The organism is Caballeronia sp. M23-90 (assembly GCF_053574605.1).
On the sequence record NZ_JBSIPA010000024.1, the window covers coordinates 1 to 18,518 of the forward strand.

Genomic DNA, 18,518 nt, shown 5'->3' on the forward strand with positions numbered 1-18,518 from the left:
CGCTCGCTACGAATTGAGTACAGCACCTGCAGCAAAAGAGCGCGCACCAGCTTCTCCGGCGCGATGCTCGGGCGGCCTCCTTTGACGTCCGCCTCATACATCCGCGCGAACACATCGTCCATGCGTTTAAGCGCGTCATTGAGCCACGTGCGAATCGGACGCAACGGATGGTCCTTCGACACGAAATCATCCAGCTTCAACACTGTGAACATAGATTCGGTAAAGCCATCCGGTCCGCGCATCTGTTCCATCTCGTTCTCATTGATGACATCAGTTCAACGTTTACGCCCACGTCCCGGATGACCGCCACACGAGGTATTTCACCAGCCTGTTAAAACATCATCGTTTAGGGCATGGCGCCCACGAATGAATACGGACATCACTCCGCTAGAGACGCCGAGTCTCGCCACGCTCAACCCGCAGCTTCGCGCGCGCCCACCGGGCCTTTAGAATTCAAAAAGTCTGCCGATAAAGTAGAAGGATTCGGCGAATCGAAGATCACGCAGACAGAGCGGACCAGTTGCGCATGCCACGCCACTCCGTTCTTCAAATAGAAAACGGCCACCAAGTGAGAAAAAATTGAAAGTCGACACCGCGTGGGTAGAACCTCCGTACTCCATCGGCGGATTGGATCACCTCGGCGCACAGGCGCCGTGCGTTCTTATTTACGGCCAGCTGTTGCCGGGTATCACGAACGTCACCGACCGGGCACGCTATTACTCCTTCTATCCGTGGCTTATATGGTCGCTCTCTGAACGCTTTTCTGATGACAAAGATGAAGAATCGTTCGTCGAACGTTTTCGGCGGGCCGATTGTTTGTTCACGCTGATCGCCGAACACCACGCGCAATGCACCGACAAGATCAGCGAGCGCCATGGCGCAGCGATGGTCGGTCGGCAGAAGCTGGTCAGTGCGGCCCACCGAGTGCTCAACGGCGAGACACTGAAACTCGTTAGATTCACCGCCAACGACTCAGAAGATCGATACTTCATGAATCGCATGGGTGGGCTATCGCAGTATTACGCGGGATCGCTCGCCGACTTGCGGGTGCTGGACGGTGGAAAAAAACCGTGGTTTCGATTCACCAAGGAAGTAGGCAAGCCAATTGCCGAAGCCTTCGATGCGTCGGTCCCGGCAGACCTTTTCTGGAACATCCTCGAGCGTGGTGAGGTCGCTGACACCGGCCTCCGGCAGCTGCATGCGTTTTGCCCTTGTCATCTTCGAGACGCGGGATCGAGCGAGCGCGAGCAGCTCACCGACATCTATTTTGACCGGCAGTGTGAGTACGGCGAAGAAGGCACTCAGCGCAAGCGTTCGCTGGCGCTGATCCAGCGCCTCATCGACAATCTGCCGCCCGGTCTCGAGTTTTCCGAATACTTATTCCGCGCCGCTGTGTATGGCAACGCGCTGCCTGGCGGTACGATCTGGAACGTCCAGGCGGATCTGGCATCCACTAGAGAGAACTGGGCCGTCTACGTCCGCAACGATCTGCTATCAGTCGCGGTTCAGACGATCTTCGGGCTTGCTTTGAATAAATTGTCCCCGCACACCGTGGGCGAGCGCTATGTACACGACACGGTCGAGGCTTTCGCGAAAGCATTCGAGGAATCGGATCAAGTGGTTGGCTTTGTTGCCGACACGGGCTGCGCGACGTTCGGCGCGTGGCTATCGAACATCGCATTCGCACTGCCAGCGCTCGGCGAGTGGTCCGCGGACGGTCATGAGATGCCGCTGGCTCAATATATGGTGTCATCCTGGGGGCGCGCAAGCGACTCTACGTTGCTCGCGTCGGCCATGCGGGTGCTCGCGATCCTTGCAATTCGCGATGATTTAAATCGCGCGCCCTACGAAGGGCTTGCGATCACGCCACAAGCGCTGCAGGATTACCCCATTAATCTCTATACTTTCCGACACAAAGCCGCGGCTTGGCGCGAGATGCCAACAGGCGACGTGGTCTATGACGTCGTTACATGGTGCATGAATACGCATTTGCGTGTATCGCTGCGCAAACTTCATCGCACGAGTTCGGCAACGTTTCGCTTCCGTCCTTCCGAGCGCGGTTTGCAACTGACGGATGGAAACATACCTGCACCGTCCAATACCACACCGCGATTTCGTCAGGCGCTCCAGATTTTGATGGACATAGGCGCGGTCGTACGCGATGACCACAAACAGACGTCGTTGAGCGCGGAAGGTAAGAAGTTGATGGAGGGCGTCAGTGTTTGATTCGATTTCCCTTTTGAATGTCATCAAGCAAGGCGGCTTCGACGCATCGCTGATCACATCGTTCAACGCAAGTCTGCCCTTCTACGAGGAGGTCGTGCTGCGTCGTCTTGTGGCGGCAGGCTGTCAGCAGAACATCGTCTTGATGGATCACGCGCAATGCAGTTTGAGTTGGCAATCCGAAGCGACCCGTCCAAGGCTTGCAGGCACGGCGTATTCGCTCGTGCCAGTCAGTGTGCCCGGGGCGTTCCATCCGAAGATCTGTATTTTGGCCGGTAAAAAAAAGGCGGCGGTTCTTGTCGGCAGCCACAATCTGACGCTGTCGGGATTTGGCTACAACCGTGAAATCACGAACTGGGTACAGGTGACCGACCGTGAGGACCAGGAAGGCGCCGCGCTGCTAGACTCGGTGTGGCAGATGGTGCGCGAGTGGATCGAACTCGCGCGCGAGCATGTGCCGCCCTCATTAATCGAAGCGGTGCTTTCCTTCTCCAAAAGCTTAACGCAACTCTCATCGCCAGGCGCGGCCACGACGACCATCGCATTGCATCAACGCCCGGGAGGAGCGTCGCTCATCGAGCAGATCAGCGCGCGTGTGAAAGGCGAAGTTCGCAGGATTGGGATAACCGGAGCGTTTTTTGATAGCGACTTGGCTTTCGTCGCACATCTGCACGAACGCTGGCCAGAGGCCGACGTGGTTGTCGCAATCGATCCGGAAACCGTGCATTTGCCAAGCATGCGTGAGGTGCAGGCGCGTTTCGTAGACGCGAGGCTTCTCTGGACGAACGCCAGCAATCGCGGCGACAAGTACCTGCACGCAAAAGTGCTTTACTTGGAGCAGAGGCATGACGATGGAAACGCACTGATCTCCGGAAGCGCCAACCCCAGCCGCCCGGCATGGATGGGCAATCGAAACAGCGCGAATGTCGAAGCGGTGCTGATGCGCATGGGCCCGGACGCGCAGGCCGCGCTTGAGATGCTCGGTTTGTCCGGCATGTTTACATTGCCAGCGCTTTCGGCCGGCGAGCTCGAGGCCGCGGCTGCACGAAGTGTTGCTGAAATACGCGCGACTGATGATTCTGCCGAGCGCTTCTGGATAGGTGTGGCGGCAAGCCCCAACGAACTACGAATCGCAACGCCAGGGCCGGCCATCGAACTTAGCAGTGCCAGACTCTTGAGCGACAGTCTGGACGTGATTCAAGCGAATATCGCCGTCACTCGAGAGGGAGACTTTCTGAGTGTTCCCGTGTCGATCGACATCAAGCTGGTCCGCGCGTGTGACTTGTTTCTAGGTAGCGAGCGCGTGGCAAGGGCGATGATCGCGCACCCGCATTTGCTGACGGCGGCGATGCAATCTTCGCATCGTCAGGTTCGCGATGCGCTCGGTGCATTGGACCCGTCCGGTGAGACCATTTCGGAGATGCTCAAGGCGGTCGAACATGCGATCTTCGAACCGGCCGCCGAGGAAGAAGTGCAGGGCGAAGTGCGATCGCGGCGTGGATCGGCGCAAGCCGGCACAGCGAGTGGCGGACGGCCCGATACATTTGAAATCAGCGTCAGCGAACTCCGTCAGGCCAGGAAACGTCGTCGTCTAGTCGAATCCGCCGATATTGTCACGTTGATCGACCTCCTGACCCGCAAAATCGGCGGGGAGCTACAGATGCAGCCAACCGTACCTGTCGACAGGTCAGGCCGAACCGAGGAAGAACAAGTCAATCAGGAAGACGAACTGGAGCAATCTGACGACACGCCGTACATTGACGCTCAGGCTCAGGCCCTCCAAGATGCGGAGATCGCACAGCGCATCGCCAAAAAAATGACCAACCTTATCAACCGGATGCTGCTTAAGCTCACGAAGGCTGATCAACCCGACGCCAAGGCGCGGGCGCTCGTTCAACTTATCGCCGTACTTTCGCTCGTGAAAGAGCTGGTGCGTATCGAGCGCTTGCCCCGTTGGCGATTGGCGCGCGCACTGCTTGTTCCCGAGGCCGATCGTCGTCGCTTGCTGGACGATTCTATGCGGTGTTTGTTCAATTCCAAAACGCGGCTCATCGACACGCTAACGGACGACACTCAAGCAGAAACCGAGGAAGCGATCCAGCTCCGTGTTTTGCTGTTGTGGCTCGCATGGAGTGTCGGCGACAAGGTTCCGGAATTGTCAGTCGACGCGTTCGACCCGAACGGTCAGAACGAACAGTTGCGCGCCAAGGCGATGTTTCTCGCCCTCGCGCCACCTGTTGCCGGCGACGACGTCGCGAGCGACGAACTCAGACGGTACACCGCGGCGACGCTTAGGCCCAATCCTTTGGATGCCGCGCGCGCGGACAGATGGATTCGGCTCACCAACGAGTTTGGCCGGTTCTGGAGCAGAGACTTGTCCGATGCGCCGCGAATCGAGGTAGGCGGTTGTTGCATCGTGGGAGACTGCAGCTATCCTCGCGTCGTCGCGGAGCTTCACGGCGAACTGGTCGGCTTCTGGGACTTCGGGTCCATCCGGTCCTTCAAGCACGATTTCGTCATGGCGGTCCAGCCGGAAGCGGTGTCCTGACGGTCCGCCGCCGCAACACGTATAGCCAGAAGCGTCAGGCGCCAACAAAGCTCTTTGCGCTGTTTACTAGCTTGCCGAGGTGAAGCAAATGCATTCGCTGTGCCAGTGGCAGCGGCGTGAACAGCCATCGAATCTAAAAATCTAAATTGCCACCAAGGCCTCAGGGCAAGTTAGCTCGCCCGGCGGATTATCAAATGCCGCTTTATCATATGGACGCTCGCCGCTCTTGAGCAGTCCAGATTGTGTCACCGACCGGTCAGGGCCGATTTCTGTTTGACGCTAACAGCTCAGTTCGACCCGTTGCTGCCGGTCGCCAAGTTGTGGCCCGTGGGGCGCTTTTCGGACTACAGCAGCCGTCCGCTGGATCAGGTCTTTGGCAAGTTCGCGGCTTTGCGGCATGGGGCCAGATTTTGTTCTGCGTCTCATCCGATATTGCCCAGGCTTTGGTACTCTTTCATCGTGAATCTTCTTCTCTTGGCGGAGATAGGGAATTCACGCCGATTCGTAAAGGCCAAACTTTGGATAGGCCTCCGACAACGCCGGAGGCTTACCTCACTGAGTTAGACGCATATATCGCGAAGGATGCGCCGTGCCTACCGCGGCGCATGCGGCTGGCACCAAATCCAAGAAAAGGGAAATTATGAAGAAAGTTACCATAGCCTTCATCACAACGTTATGGTTGGCCAGTGTCCATGCCGCGGGGTCTCTGTCTAAAGTGATGCCCGAGGATGAAGTGATCTTCGTCACCGGTCGGGTCACGGTCGGACACGACGTGACCGCATCCGGCCACTATACGCAGATCGTGCTCGATCAGCCGGAGATCTCACCTTGCGATCACAAGTTGGTCCGCACCATCATGATCTGGAACATGAACGTCGGAGACCATATGCAACTCGCGTCGTATGCCGACGAACGCGTCGTAGTGATGGGCACGATCGTCTGCCCGATGTCCGGCATCATCTTCGCGCCGGATCCTAATCCCAAATCCGTGATTCGCGTTTACTAAGCCATCGAGGCATTGATCATTCTCAATTGCCCGTCTGATTGCGGATACCTGAACGAGCAATCCGACGCAGCAAACAGTAGGAAAAATCATGAACGACAAAAATCGAGCGGGGGAAATCCAAATTGCGTGGCAATTGCTAACAGCAGCGATGCTGGCGGCGATTTCGGTTCGCGCGGTGAAAGATATAGCCGATGTCGACCGTGGGCCCATCTACCTGCCGGAACGAGCGGGGGTCTATGCGTTTTGGTGGACGGGGAGACGGCAACGGCTGATGGAAGCAAATCGGCATATCGTCCTGAAGGGACCCGGGGGCAAACCTGTCGATGTGCATTACCATGATTGGTGGCCGGACGACGCTCCGTACCCCTGCTTGTACGTAGGCAAAGCAACGAACTTGAAGAAGCGGTTCAGTCAACACCTGATGCGAGGGACTACGGGGCGCGCACATCAAACACTATCGGGAAACTTAAAGGGAAAGGCTAGGACCACGTCGTGTCAATTGCGGTTTGGCATTGAGCATGTTTTTCCGGCCGAGTCTGACCCGCAGGGTCTCATACAAGAATGCGTCGGTTTTTCCTTCTGTGATCAATTCTCGGAAAACGCAGTCGCTGAACGCTTCTATGCCGAAGACAAACTCGTAGGGCATCTAAGGCCTTGGTTCAATATTGACTCGGAACGTTGAGTCCATGCGGCAGGTTTCAGGTCGAAGCCGCCCTTTCAAACGTAGCATTGCGGGATGGGCAAGTGACCGCAACTGGCCGAATAGAGACAACACGAATCAGCGGGCTTCCATTGCCAGCATTCGTCTGGTGCGCCCTAGCCCCGGCCTGCGTTTTCTCATAACACGGATAGCTCAATCACTCGCCGGCGCGCTCGATGGCTCAATACGCTTATTGGTAGCGCTGGCCTTGGTCCCAGCGGCTTTGCCAATGCCTCAGGAAAGAGGACGCCACTTCCGGAAAATTCCAGATGACGACAGCATTTTCGCTATTTGATTGCTCCGCCGATGACGTGTAATTGAAAGAACCGGTCTCTACCGTCCGCCCGTCAGTGATAATCACTTTGTCGTGCTGGAGCTTGTAGCGATCAATTGTTCGAAGCCCGACCCCGCCGTCCACCAACGCGTTCATCGCTGCAAGACTTGCACGGCCATCATTGCTCCGAGCATCAAGGACCACTTTTACGTCAATGCCGCGCTTCTGCGCATCAACGAGCGCGTGCGCGATGTCATGTGCCGTGAAGTCGTACCCCATCATGCGAATATCATGCTTCGCCGTATGGATGACATCGAGAACGAGGGTTTGCGCGCTGCCCTCGGGCGAGAACCCGACCTGGACCGTCGCCGCAGTTACGGAGCCTGAAAATGGACACCCAATCAACGAGCACCCAATCGATAGCGCAAGGATGAGGCGAGTCGCTGTAGCCGCAAGTCTATGCTGCGAGTTGTCGCTTCCTGAAAACGGGATCATAGAGAACCTCTTTGATTTGGCGATCTTCCATGTATACGACGACATCTAACGTCGTGTTGATCGTTTTCATGATGACGTTGTAGTCGAGCAAGCGGCCGACCTCCGACGCTTTGACGAGCGTTGCAATACGGTTTGGTGTGGTGGCCGCGCTGTCTGCATGTGTCGAGAAGATGCCACCTGGATGTCCGGTGTTCGCACCGGCCAGATAATCCCATGCAGCGTCGTCGCGCAGTTCAGTCATAAAAATGCGGTCAGGAGATAACCGCATGCATGCCTTCAGGCATTCCGCGGCCGATATTCGGCCCTCCTGGCTTCCGTACATCATGTAGCCCACTTCATCCTGATTTTCGGAAGCTACCTCGTGAACGTCCTCCATCAGCAGAACGCGTTCGTTACGGGGGACCTCGTTCAGCAGCGTTCGGGTGAGGGTTGATTTCCCGGAGCCTGTTTTACCCGACACGGCGATGTTTCTTTTGCTCGTCACGGCCAAGCGAAGGAAACCTACGAGGTCGTCCGACTCGAGACGGGCAAGCAATGCTTCTTCGAACGGTTCGAGCGTTGTCAGATCCGCTTGTGTTTTACGCCGCCAGCCATGAAATCTGCCCTCGTCGCGCAGGGCCTCGAGAGACTTGTTGATCGCTAGGTGTTTCCGGATTGCGATGAGCACGGTTCCTTCAAGAACGGCGGGCGGCCAACAGATAATCCCTCGCGAGCCATCAGGAAGCATCACGTTGTTGATCGGACGTCTGCCCAGTCCGTTCCAGCTGAGAAGCGTATTGGTGAGCTTTTCGAGATACGCTTCCGAAATAGCGGGGTTGTCGTGCAGGACGCGCCCGGTCGTCGTCACGGCCACCACCTGGCGGAACTTATTGATCCGTACTTCAAACACCTTGGGATCGTCAAGATACGGTGCCAGCGGGGCCAAGGTAGCGAGCACCGACGCGTCGCGAGCAATAAAGCGGGGTACAGGGCTAACTACCATCTGCGCTCAACCCATACACGTCACTGAAATCCAGATCCCGTCGTACGAAGATCGATACGGCGTCGCCTTGCTGGTCGTACAGCGTCGGAGGAATGTCGATCGACGCGCGAAGTGCCTCGCGAGCAAGCGAATCGGACGTGTTGCTCGTGTTATCGAGATTGACCTGCGTGTTTCCTCCGCCGTGATTTGCCGAGTTTGCCGCGACCTGCACGAGCGCTTGCCCGACGTCAGAGAAAACCGAGATGAACATGGCTCCTGCGAATCGATCCCAGAAATGCGTATCCACTTGTCCCGGGATGCCCGCGCTACCTAGCCGGTTGGTTCCAGGGCTGTCGATATTGACGACGACATTGTCCGGATTGCGCAGACGCGTCCAAAGCACAAAGACACGAGCTTGACCCTGCTTGATGCCGCTAGATATCTCGCCCGTGACGATCGCGCCCTTGTCGATAAGGCGCACTTTGCTATCTGCCGAATAGACGTCCCGGCTCACTTGGCAGGAAACCATTCCCGGGACGGTCGTGTCGAGCTCTGTCTTGTTGCCGCACGGGATCATCGTGGCGGCCGGGACCGTCAGGCTCGCGTGCTTAAGCATCGAGGCTCTTGCGCTCTCAGTCGGTGCCGAGGTCATCTTCGAAGCGAGTCCCGCGCTCTCACGACTCGGTTCCGCTCGCGCAGCCACATGCGACAAGGGCAATTCCGAAGGCTGATCGCCGCCTGCACTGCCGGCCGACGAGCCGCTCCCTTGGCCCAGGCGCCTTGCAGACGCTATTTCTTCGGGCGACGCGACGTGTTTTTGATTAACTGCGGGTCGCGCCGTCGGCGGGTTGGCCGCGCCCGAAGCGTCGGTGTTTCCTGCGGAAACGTTGCTAGCCGGTGAACTTGCGGACGCGCCGAGCGGGGATGCATTGAAGTCGTACTTGGGCAGGGCGTTTGTCATCATCTGGGGCTTGCCTGCACTATCATCCGTCGGCTTCGCCGGGTGAAATGCGCGCCACAACATGAAGCCAATGAGAACCACGCCGATCAAGCACATGAACGCAACGAACGCTCGTGCGCCAGGTATGCGCCGCCGGCCCATCGTGCCGAGACTTTCGCGTCCATCATCTATCCTATGATCGTCGTCGACAAGGCGGTCAATATCTACGTCGCGGCCTTTCATTCGTCGCTCCCGTTATCTTTGGCTTTGAGCACGCGGGACACGCCGGGCACGACGACTCCGCTGGGGTTGCCTCCCAAAGAGGGATCAAAAGCGTCGTTGCGAACGCCGACGACCTTGTCTCCAGAACGCACGCGCCATTCGCGCGCCACCATTTGTGCGGCGATGATGTTGTGGTCGGGACCTTCGACGTGGGTGTTTACCGTGCTTTCCTTCCCGTCCGAGCCGATAACGAAAAGCGTGGGCAGCTCTGCATTTGCCGGAAACTTGAAATAGGTAAAGCGGTAGTCATCCCACGTGTTGACCGGGGCAATGTCCTGCGCTATTGGCTCATTCGACCTTTCGTAGCTCAGATTTTTTGGGCTTTGGCGGTCTGCACGTGCGAGCGCGTCGTTGATCCGCTGATCATTGCGCTGCTGGTCGGTTGCTGCCGCATCATCCATCGGGTACCGATAGTTGAGCTCGACGGTTGCCTGCTTCATCGACCACGGGTTCGCGATGAAAGCGTCCATCACCTTCCCGTCAGCGTCTTTCCTTTTGTAGCTTCCGATGAAATGCAGAAGAATGTTGTAGACGCGCCTGTCTGTCACGATAGTGAGATTCGTGTCGCTGAGCTCGGCCTTGGGCCGGATAAAGAAATGATTGAGCTTGTGTGAGAACTCCCACGCCGCGTCGTCGCCAAAGGCGTGCGTCACGTATTTCTCACCGGGCGCAACTTTGATATGGATCTGAATGCCTGTGACAGCATTCAGTTGTACGGTGTCCGCAGCGTTATAGACAACTGTTTTGATGCGGTAGTCGTAAGGTGAATTTGTCTTCGGTGATACGGCGAACGTGGGAGACGAGAACGCAAGCGCGGCCGCGATCAAGATGCCCAGGTGCGAAAGGGATTTGATTGCCATGTCATCCCCCAACGCGACCAGCAGATTCCGCATTTGTGCGGAAACTGGTTACCTGGAAACCCAGCGGGTTGATGTAACGCTGCGAAGCCGTCATCGGCCTCACCACGTAGCGATACCCAATTGTTGCAATCCAATATTGCGGCGGCTCGGGAAGAGGCCGGGTGCGGTATTTCTTGGTGGTCGTATAGCGGATCGTCGAGACGCCGTGCGCGGCATCGGTGATGACGGACGTGACGTGAACGCGCGTGTTCTCTGAGTCCCCCAACCGCTTGTCGACTGCAGCGGATGTCCCGTATGCATTCGTCACCCGAAATTCGTCGGCGACATCGTTGGTCGACATGAGGCCGATGGCGTCATAGTCTCCTTGCGCGGCATAGAAATCGTACGACTCGTGATGAACCACGTACTGCGCGATCCAAAAGCTATCGACCACGTCGCCGTAGGTCTTCTCACCCCGAACAACCGAGACCTCCTGGACTTCCCCGGTATCCTTGTTAATCGTCAGCATGTGCTCCGGAATGGGCTGGCTATATCGCAGCACGACGCCGAGGACCGCAATGACGCACACGCCCGCCAGCACGCCGAAGCCAGTTGCGACGATCCAGGCGCGCTTTCTAGACTCCAGGACTTCGTCGAGATAGTCAACTTCGAGGCCGCGGCGCTCTGCGCGGTACTTCTCAATGTCAGCGCGAGCAATGGGTGCGAGGGCAGATTCACTTTTCACTTTGGCTGGCTCCCGCATTTGGCAGAACGATCTGCTGTCCGGCCAGCTCGTTCGGCACCGACTTGTTCACGGGAACCAGATGTGACATGTCGGGCTGCGGCGCTGGCTTTGGACCGCTCGCGCATCCTTCAAGTCCAAAGGCCAATAAAAGGCCGGCTGTGCTGCATAGGCGGATCATCACGACTCTCAGATGGACAAGAATGAATTTATAGTAGATCCTTGAAAATGCAATATCAAGGATTAATACGTTTCCCGGTGGCGTCGATGATCAATTGCGTGACCCTTTTGCAAACCCCTGCATTCCTGAGCCATCTGCGCTTTCGGAGCTGGAGGCGGTGTTTTGGCCGCTGGCGCTTTTGCTGCTCGCGCTTTTGCTACTAGCGCTGTTGGTGCTTGCGCTGTTGCTACTCGCACTGTTGCTCCCCGCATTACTTGGCGGCGGGCTCGTTGAGCCGCCCGAACTGCCCGTTCCACCGCTACTGGACGCCTCCGCTGACTTTTGACCGTGCGGTTGCGTTGAACGTCTGAGATGCCTGAATATGTCGGCGGACACACCGTGGCCCATGGCGTGCGCCATGTGCGGTACCTCTTTCATTACGAAAAAGGACACGACAGTGATCAGGCCGCATGTGACAACAGCGACCAGTATTGGCGAGTCGCTATTTGGTTTTGCGGCTGCGGAAATCGCAGCCGAGAAGAAGTGCATCAATAGTCCAAAGACCGCCGCTACAAGAACGGTCACCATTCCGTAGTTGATGACGGTCCCGAGCCATCGACCAAACAGTTCTGACGTTCCTTTGAACAGCAAGGCGAAGATAAATACCGGGCCGAAGATGACCGTTATGCCAAGCAGGAATTTGGCCATCAAAATCAAGCCGGCTCCCATCCCGCACATTAAGACAGTACAGAACAAGGTGGTCGCACCGAGCAGACCGCTCGTTATCCCCGCACCTGAGTAAATGTTCGCGTTGGTAAAGGCGACTTTCGCAACGTTCAGGCCGTTATCGACCGCTTGGTCTATGACGCTCGAGATCTGATTTTGCTGGTTGCTTCCCGATGAGTTGTCGATAATTAGGATGGAGGCAAATTCATCGGGTGTTTTCATCGCGACATTCGCAAGCGACGTTTGGTACCACCCACCAGCGCTGGCAATGCTGATCACCATAGCGTATTTAACGAATCGTTCGACGAGACTTGTGAGAGGCTCTTGCCCAGGTCGCGCCATGAGAAACAGGCCTTCCAGCGTCAACGAGATGGTAAGGCCCAAGGCGATCACTGGCGTTATCGCAGAGATGATTGCACTCAGGTTTGCAGCGACGAAGTCGGTCACCACCCGATCGATGTAGGTGAACATCTGGGATGTTCCATTGAACGTCGCTGCCATGACCTGTCCTATTTTCCAAAGACCGTGATTTGAGACTGCGCGGCGACTGCGTTCTGACAGTCGGGCGAGGCCATTTGAGCTGCATCGTTTTGGCACTCTGGGACACGGGTTTTCCTCTCCGCATCGTGCTGCATGTACCAATCTCGCGTGCGCTCCGTATGAACGTTCGACGCCTGATTGCAAGCGGCCAGAAGCAGAAGGGCAAAAAGCAAATAGATTTTTTTGATCATGTCAGTTGCCAAGGTCAGGGGTCGTGTTGTCGTCGGCGCTGGTGCCGATCGTGTAGCGCTGTACAGCAAGCGCTTGTTGTTGCTGCAATAGCTTGTCTTGTGATTGTTGAAGCATTGCCATCAGGCGAAGCTTCGCTTGCTCGCCTTGAATCGATCCCTGGGCAGTTTGAATTCGAGCCTGCAGGTCCATAATTTCTTTTGGGGTGGTGGTCTGGTCGATCTGGTCTGTCAATGCCTGAATATTATTAAGCTCGGCCATCTCGTTGTCGTACGACTGCATACCCATTGCTCGATCCGTCGCACCTTTTTCTTCCAATTTCTGGTTGATGAAGGTCAATGCGTCAGTACGCCCCATGCCGTTGATTTGCCCCTGGAAAGAGGAAAGAATCGAGGACGCCGAGCCGCTGATACTTGAATGGCTATTCATGGCGTCCGAATACACTTGGTTCCAGTTCGACGGCAGGTTTCCCCGGAGGAGCGAGGTATCGCCCGAGAGCATCGAGCCGATATGTGACGACCCTGTGAGCGCCACGTATTGCTGCTGAGCTTGTTGCAACTCCGCTTTCATTGTCGTCAGCTGTGACGCCATTTGAGTGAGTTCCGCCGGGCTGATCGTGACATCGATCGCATGGGCGGAGGGTAAGAGAGCGATAGATGCGGCGATGACAAAAGCAAGCCGTTTCATGACTATCTCCTTATGAGGATTTGCGCGCGACGGCGCCGTAATAGACAGGGAGACATACATCCGGATCGGTCGTACCCAATTGATCGATGATGCGTTGTAGCTTGTCGCTGTTGTCGGGTGTTCCCGACAAGACGCTGATTTCCTCGTCCATGTTCTTCAGCATCATTTCAGCAAGCGCGGAGCTACCGCCCTGTTTGATGAGGAACTGGCGGCTATTCTCGGGGATGGAGAGCATTGCTTCGAACTCGGCGACCGTCAGATTTAGCCCTTTGATGTAGTCGTCGGGGTCAGCGTCCGGATTCTCGAGAAGAATCTTCGTGATGCACTGCTGGACGATGGTTTTACCGATCCGGCTGTCGAGGGCGTCGTTCGGCTCTTGCGTTGCAAAAACATAGACGCAGTCCTTCTTCCGGTCGGTCTTCAATCCGCGTTTGATTTCAACGTCCATGATCGGGTCATCAAGGTACTGGGCAAATTCATCAAAAACTTGCATGAAGCGCCGCGTTCCATCGATTGACTTACGGACGCGATACAGGAGGTACATGAGCAAGGGTGTCCGGGCAACAGGAGACTTTTCTCCAGGTGCGACGATGAAATCTGAAAGATCGAAGCCAAAAATATTGTGTGTAGCCAGGTCGAGCGCGTCGCCGTCGTTGTCGAACAGCCAGCCGTGCTCGCTGCCTCGAAGCCACGGTTCGAGCAACGAAGCGAGAGTTGGCCTGTCAGAATGGTTGGTGCGGTACGGATTCGGAATATGCTGGGCAACGGCAGTCAGCGTGCGTTGTTCGTGGGGAATCAGCGCGTCACCGCTGGCGTCGCCGCCCATGACGGCGTCAACGGCTTCATTCAGGCTCACCACGTCGGCGTGGTCCAGTGGCCCGTTTAGCGATGTCTCAGCAAGGAGGCGCACCAAGCGCTTAACGAACAGGATGTTGGCGCGCGTGGGTTCGAGTTGCAGAGGTTGCCAGCCAGTTGGCTCTCCGTCTCGAAGCACCGTGTAATGGCCACCAAGCGCCATTATCAGCGGGAACATCCCACGATCCTTGTCGTAGCAGACCATGCGCGGACTAAACTTGCTGGCGTCCGACAACAGCTTATTCATGAGCGTCGTCTTTCCCGCCCCTGTCTTGCCGAGGATGATCGTGTGGGCCGCAGGGCGCTTGCCGAGCCAGTTTTCGCCGGCAGGCGTCGAGTGAAAGTTGAAAAAGAGCGGTGTTCCCGATGTGGTCTTGAATAACGAGACGGCTGGCCCCCACGGGTTGCCATCCGGCTTTCCAGACATGAAGTTATGAAACGACGAAAACGACAAAAAATTCCAGCTATTGATCGGAGCAGGGCGGGGCGCAAACACGTTGTTGGCGGGAAGGCGCGCGTAATACGCCGCTTCCGATGCCAGTCCCACGGGACTGGCGCTGATCGCACACTGATTGAGCATCACGCGGACCTTGCGTGCGAGCTTTTGCGCGGCTTTGGCGCTGGCGGCCGTCACATGGACCGTGGCGTGATGCCAACCCATGATGAAGCGACGCGACACCACATCGTCGTTCGCATCCGTAATTTGCCGAATTTGCGACGCGCTCTTGTCGCGCGTCTCCAGCAGCGCCTTTTGCTGGTTCGTTAAAAAGACGCTCGCGGCCATCGAGGAAACGCAGCAGAACGATTGGGTCAGCAAAAATTCGAAGTCCGCTTCCATTAAGAGGTTCAGCTGGCCCGGTTCGGTTTCTTCAGGATAGTCGCGAATTTCGACGGCGGCCGTGTATGTATCCGATTCTTCGCCACGAATCTGCATGACATCGCCAAACATGGAGCTGACTGGGCGGTTCATCATGAGATAACTACGAATGCGGTCGCGACAAACGGGTACTGGGGAGGCTTCGTTGTTGGCCAGAAAGCCGAGCCATTCCAGCGCACTAGAAAATACGAACTGAGTTCCGGTTTCTGTGGAAGCGGAAGCATTTGAAACGCTGCTGATATCGGCAAGCAGATCATCGGTATCGACTTGGTCGTCCCCCTCATCAGCGCTTTCGCCCGCGATCCGACTGCCACGCTGATCCCTGTAATACACACCAAGACGTTCGATGCCGTACGGCTTCATCGCGCCAAGCAGCTGAGAGGCGATGTCTTCCAGCGAAGCAAGCGCTTCCGTCTGCATGTCATCCAACTCGACATGCGACGGTCGCTCGAAACGCGCCAGGAATTTTTGGGTGAGGTCTCCGACCGGGTTGTACACAACGCTCAGGTAAAGGTCGTTGACCATCAACGGGAAGTTGTCGAAACTCTTCCGATAATTGCGGTCGACTTGCCGGGGAAAGGACAGTGCGAATTCGCTTTCCGGAAAATTAGTCACCTCTCGGTGGTGCAGGTGCGTCCAGAACTTCACGTGTTCGTTGCCGATTGATTTGAACAGATTGTTCAAATCACGATGCCAATGGACGAGATCGGCGTTCGACGCGCAATCGTGCGTGCGGCCGCGAAGTTTAAACACCATCAAATATTCGCCGTTGATGGTGCTGATCGCGTGATCTGTGACGTGGTACGAGTACGGCAGGTATTTGACGAACGCTGGTTCGCTTTCGAACGCGCGAACCTTTTTGACGTTTCTGACGGTCGCGGCCATTATTTTTTCACCCTGTAATCGACCGGGGAGTAGCTTGATCCGCCCCACTTTGATGAGAAGGGGGAATCCACCCAATTCATCACTTTTGTTCGAAACGCAAGCCCGATGATTCGAAACATACGGTCATCGTGTTTGGTGATACAGAACTCGAGGAACCACAAAAAACCGAACATCACGAAAGCCCAGAAGTGGACAAGCATGAAGCTTGCGCCCGAGACCATGAATGTGAGCAAGAACGCGGTTCGGGGAACGTACAGAAACGTGGGTAACCTCGTGGCGCCCTTGAAGAGCGGGAATTTTCCGGATGCCATAAGTAGTCCTTAGGGTACTAAATAAGCAAATTCGCTGGATCACGCCCAACTTAGGCTGTCAGCCCAAATAGTCCGACAATGTAGGAAGCCGACCCAACCACGATCAGCCCGACAACCAACCGGACCGCCCAGTCCATTCGAATCAGGTGCGCGATCCATGCAATCGCGGAAACGACGATCAGGATGACCGCTGATAGCGGAATCCACGTCATCATCCAAGTCGTTATCGACGTCATCGAGGATGTGCCCGTATCGACGCCAGCGGCAGACGCCGCATTGGATACCAGCGTGGCCAGAATCATCGTCCCTGCCATTCCTGCTCGTTGCGCTCTCGTCATCATGTTTTCTCTCCAGTTTTCAAATTGAAATCCGTCATGACCAACTCACACCGCTCAACACCACATTTCTCTCGAAGCCACTCGGCCAAGAGTCGCAAATCGGCCCAATAGCGGGCCTCCTCGCTGGCTTGAAGTCGCAGCGAACAGGTGACGATTCTTCCCGTTTCGTCCTTCACCTGAAACAATGGAAGCCATTTCTTCAGTTCCACCCGTTGGATTGAGACGCTCACAAGCCTCTGCTGCTGAACAACGTGTTCAAGCTGTTTTTGGGGAATCAGAAACACGTGCATCTATGGAGACTCCGGTTTTTCAGCGCCGAATGCGCCGGGGTCATGCGTTGAAAACGCTCCTGCGTCCGAGTCATGACGGGGGCTGGGAGCCGATGCCACAGAAGCGCCGGCGCTCCTGCCATTGTCATCGCTCGTCGTTCCGTGATCTACGCTGGGAGGGAGTTGCGCCTCTTTCTCCGTACTGGCACGGTCATCCAGCAAGGCTGGGATCTGTAGGAGTCGCACTTGGGCAATCACCTTCGAAACGTATCCGTTCGCGAAGCCGCGCGTTTGTGACCCGGTGTTGTAACAGGAAAGCGCATGGCGTAGCGCGTTCTGGCCTTCGCCGAGCATGCGGACCGCCCGCGCGTAGCAATCCGTCAGGACCGCCGCTGATGCTCGAAGGTTTTCACACGGGGACAATAAACCCTCACCGCTCGTTCCGAGGCGGGCGAAATTCGCCGAGTTAATCTGCGCGTAACCCACATCGAAATTCATCGCGTGGGCATCAAGCCATCTGATGGCGTCCGCCGCTTCGTTTTCGGTTTCGGGTTGTTTCGGTAGGTGATAATTGCCGTTCACATTGATCGCGAGCCGATTGTTGTGGGATTCGTGCGCCACTAGGTATGCCATCGTGAGCGGATGAACGTTCGGGGCACATTGCTTGGCCAGGTTAAGCACGCTTGCCGATACCGCTGCCTTGGCTGCCGTCGGCGCAAGCGCGCCAAGAGCGAAGATGGCCGAAGCAGGGATGGTGACTAACGTTGTCATGTTAACCCTTGAAATTGCAATTTCGAAGATTAATACTTATCATAGAGAGAAAATTCGCCGTGTCAAGCAAGAAGGACGAAACGAAGAAGGCAGCCGACACGAAATCATCGGGGCGCACGAGCGACGAATTCGTCTTCATGCCGAGCGGCGCTGAGAAAGCACCCAAAGGCGAACCGCGCTATCGCGACCCAGCTAACCCTTTCAACACGTGGGGAGGGCGCGGCAAGCGCCCTGAGTGGTTGCGAACCTACCTCGAGCAGGGCAAGCTACTCGTGGATTTCGAAATCGAAAAACCGGAGGAATGACGATGGGCAAGGTGATACCTCTCGATGCGAATAGGAAAAAGGCTTCTGTCGCACAAACCGACACGGATGTAAGAGCGTCGATTTCGAAATTCTTACTCGCAGTCATTCCGGCACTGTGCCGTGCAATAGTTCGCAGCACCGCTGCTGTGGGACGCTTGCTTGTTTTGACGTGCTGTTCCATGTTGATCACCATGCTTACGGTCGTTGGCCAGCCGTTACGCCTGCTCGCGCGGCTTGGCGCGATTGCCGTGCTAATCAGCGGGGGCCTCGAATATTTCGACCACTGGCGACATGTGCGGCTTTTCCTGGTCGCCGGAAGTGCACTTGTGTTCGTTACCGCATTGGTCATGTGCCATGAGCAACTGCTGGAAGGGATGACCGGTATGCGTTCCAGACTGCGCGGCAATCGAGCCTAAATCACGTCAATTCGTACGCGGCCATTCGATGCGGTTCGACACCTTCGTCGTACGGGTTGTGATGTTGTCTTTATCTTATGCAGATGAAGCAGCATGGTCACCGTCTTGACTATGCCGCCCGTGTGATGCTATGCAGCACTAGGATGTGAGAATTTGTAAGAAGAAATGAATGCTGTTCC

The 18,518-nt window shown here is 56.3% G+C and carries 21 protein-coding genes; 6 read left to right on the forward strand and 15 right to left on the reverse strand.

Annotated elements, in window-relative coordinates; genetic code table 11:
• The coding region (locus ACRXB1_RS04555; protein ID WP_449491272.1) for a transposase at positions 1-242 on the reverse strand (242 nt) is incomplete at its 3' end.
• Positions 243-579: 337 nt separating this feature from the next.
• Between ACRXB1_RS04555 and ACRXB1_RS04560 the strand changes: the two genes are divergently transcribed.
• The 4 genes from ACRXB1_RS04560 to ACRXB1_RS04575 all read left to right on the forward strand — a co-directional run bounded on the left by ACRXB1_RS04560 (position 580) and on the right by ACRXB1_RS04575 (position 6,459).
• Positions 580-2,226 carry a hypothetical protein gene (locus tag ACRXB1_RS04560; protein ID WP_449491243.1) on the forward strand — a complete coding sequence of 549 codons (1,647 nt, stop codon included), beginning with the start codon at positions 580-582 and terminating at the stop codon, positions 2,224-2,226.
• Positions 2,219-4,771, forward strand: a complete 2,553-nt coding sequence (locus ACRXB1_RS04565) for a hypothetical protein (protein ID WP_449491244.1) — start codon at positions 2,219-2,221, stop codon at positions 4,769-4,771. Before ACRXB1_RS04560 ends, ACRXB1_RS04565 begins: the two co-directional genes overlap by 8 nt.
• 589 nt (positions 4,772-5,360) lie before the next feature.
• Entirely contained in the window at positions 5,361-5,777 is a 417-nt protein-coding gene (locus ACRXB1_RS04570; RefSeq protein ID WP_449491245.1) for a hypothetical protein, read from the forward strand.
• An 88-nt stretch (positions 5,778-5,865) separates the two neighbouring features.
• Entirely contained in the window at positions 5,866-6,459 is a 594-nt protein-coding gene (locus tag ACRXB1_RS04575; protein WP_449491246.1) for a hypothetical protein, read from the forward strand.
• Between the two features lie 208 nt (positions 6,460-6,667).
• On the opposite strand, the gene ACRXB1_RS04580 is transcribed toward ACRXB1_RS04575, so the two are convergent.
• From ACRXB1_RS04580 to ACRXB1_RS04645, 14 genes are all read right to left on the reverse strand, one after another.
• A complete protein-coding gene (locus ACRXB1_RS04580; RefSeq protein ID WP_449491247.1) occupies positions 6,668-7,291 on the reverse strand; it encodes a phospholipase D family nuclease in 624 nt (207 codons plus the stop codon).
• Positions 7,209-8,171, reverse strand: coding sequence for an ATPase, T2SS/T4P/T4SS family (locus ACRXB1_RS04585; RefSeq protein WP_449491248.1), 963 nt, complete (start codon positions 8,169-8,171; stop codon positions 7,209-7,211). Before ACRXB1_RS04585 ends, ACRXB1_RS04580 begins: the two co-directional genes overlap by 83 nt.
• Before the next feature lie 46 nt (positions 8,172-8,217).
• On the reverse strand, positions 8,218-9,390 hold the full coding sequence (gene virB10, locus ACRXB1_RS04590) for a type IV secretion system protein VirB10 (RefSeq protein WP_449491249.1): 1,173 nt from the start codon (positions 9,388-9,390) through the stop codon (positions 8,218-8,220).
• Positions 9,387-10,289 (reverse strand): TrbG/VirB9 family P-type conjugative transfer protein, encoded by a 903-nt coding sequence (locus tag ACRXB1_RS04595; protein ID WP_449491250.1) that lies wholly within the window; start codon positions 10,287-10,289, stop codon positions 9,387-9,389. The genes virB10 and ACRXB1_RS04595 overlap by 4 nt, the downstream gene beginning before the upstream one ends.
• 1 nt (position 10,290) lies before the next feature.
• Positions 10,291-11,013, reverse strand: a complete 723-nt coding sequence (locus ACRXB1_RS04600) for a virB8 family protein (protein ID WP_449491251.1) — start codon at positions 11,011-11,013, stop codon at positions 10,291-10,293.
• Positions 11,003-11,191, reverse strand: coding sequence for a hypothetical protein (locus tag ACRXB1_RS04605; protein WP_449491273.1), 189 nt, complete (start codon positions 11,189-11,191; stop codon positions 11,003-11,005). Before ACRXB1_RS04605 ends, ACRXB1_RS04600 begins: the two co-directional genes overlap by 11 nt.
• Before the next feature lie 90 nt (positions 11,192-11,281).
• Positions 11,282-12,397 (reverse strand): type IV secretion system protein, encoded by a 1,116-nt coding sequence (locus tag ACRXB1_RS04610; protein ID WP_449491252.1) that lies wholly within the window; start codon positions 12,395-12,397, stop codon positions 11,282-11,284.
• 8 nt (positions 12,398-12,405) lie between these two features.
• Entirely contained in the window at positions 12,406-12,627 is a 222-nt protein-coding gene (locus ACRXB1_RS04615; RefSeq protein WP_449491253.1) for an EexN family lipoprotein, read from the reverse strand.
• A 1-nt stretch (position 12,628) separates the two neighbouring features.
• The gene (locus tag ACRXB1_RS04620; RefSeq protein ID WP_449491254.1) at positions 12,629-13,312 is read right to left on the reverse strand and encodes a type IV secretion system protein; all 684 of its coding nucleotides are present in this window, start codon (positions 13,310-13,312) and stop codon (positions 12,629-12,631) included.
• Positions 13,313-13,322: 10 nt separating this feature from the next.
• Positions 13,323-15,929: a VirB4 family type IV secretion/conjugal transfer ATPase gene (locus ACRXB1_RS04625; RefSeq protein WP_449491255.1), complete on the reverse strand. Its 2,607-nt coding sequence runs from the start codon at positions 15,927-15,929 to the stop codon at positions 13,323-13,325.
• Positions 15,929-16,240, reverse strand: a complete 312-nt coding sequence (locus ACRXB1_RS04630; protein ID WP_449491256.1) for a VirB3 family type IV secretion system protein — start codon at positions 16,238-16,240, stop codon at positions 15,929-15,931. Before ACRXB1_RS04630 ends, ACRXB1_RS04625 begins: the two co-directional genes overlap by 1 nt.
• Positions 16,241-16,290: 50 nt before the next feature.
• Positions 16,291-16,581 carry a TrbC/VirB2 family protein gene (locus tag ACRXB1_RS04635; RefSeq protein ID WP_449491257.1) on the reverse strand — a complete coding sequence of 97 codons (291 nt, stop codon included), beginning with the start codon at positions 16,579-16,581 and terminating at the stop codon, positions 16,291-16,293.
• Positions 16,578-16,868, reverse strand: a complete 291-nt coding sequence (gene korA, locus ACRXB1_RS04640; protein WP_449491258.1) for a KorA family transcriptional regulator — start codon at positions 16,866-16,868, stop codon at positions 16,578-16,580. Before korA ends, ACRXB1_RS04635 begins: the two co-directional genes overlap by 4 nt.
• Positions 16,869-17,618: a lytic transglycosylase domain-containing protein gene (locus ACRXB1_RS04645; RefSeq protein WP_449491259.1), complete on the reverse strand. Its 750-nt coding sequence runs from the start codon at positions 17,616-17,618 to the stop codon at positions 16,869-16,871.
• A 59-nt stretch (positions 17,619-17,677) separates the two neighbouring features.
• On the opposite strand from ACRXB1_RS04645, the gene ACRXB1_RS04650 reads away from it, so the two are divergent.
• Together ACRXB1_RS04650 and ACRXB1_RS04655 are read left to right on the forward strand one after the other, a co-directional pair.
• The gene (locus ACRXB1_RS04650; RefSeq protein ID WP_449491260.1) at positions 17,678-17,923 is read left to right on the forward strand and encodes an H-NS histone family protein; all 246 of its coding nucleotides are present in this window, start codon (positions 17,678-17,680) and stop codon (positions 17,921-17,923) included.
• A complete protein-coding gene (locus tag ACRXB1_RS04655; protein WP_449491261.1) occupies positions 17,920-18,339 on the forward strand; it encodes a hypothetical protein in 420 nt (139 codons plus the stop codon). Before ACRXB1_RS04650 ends, ACRXB1_RS04655 begins: the two co-directional genes overlap by 4 nt.
• Positions 18,340-18,518 lie beyond the last annotated feature (179 nt).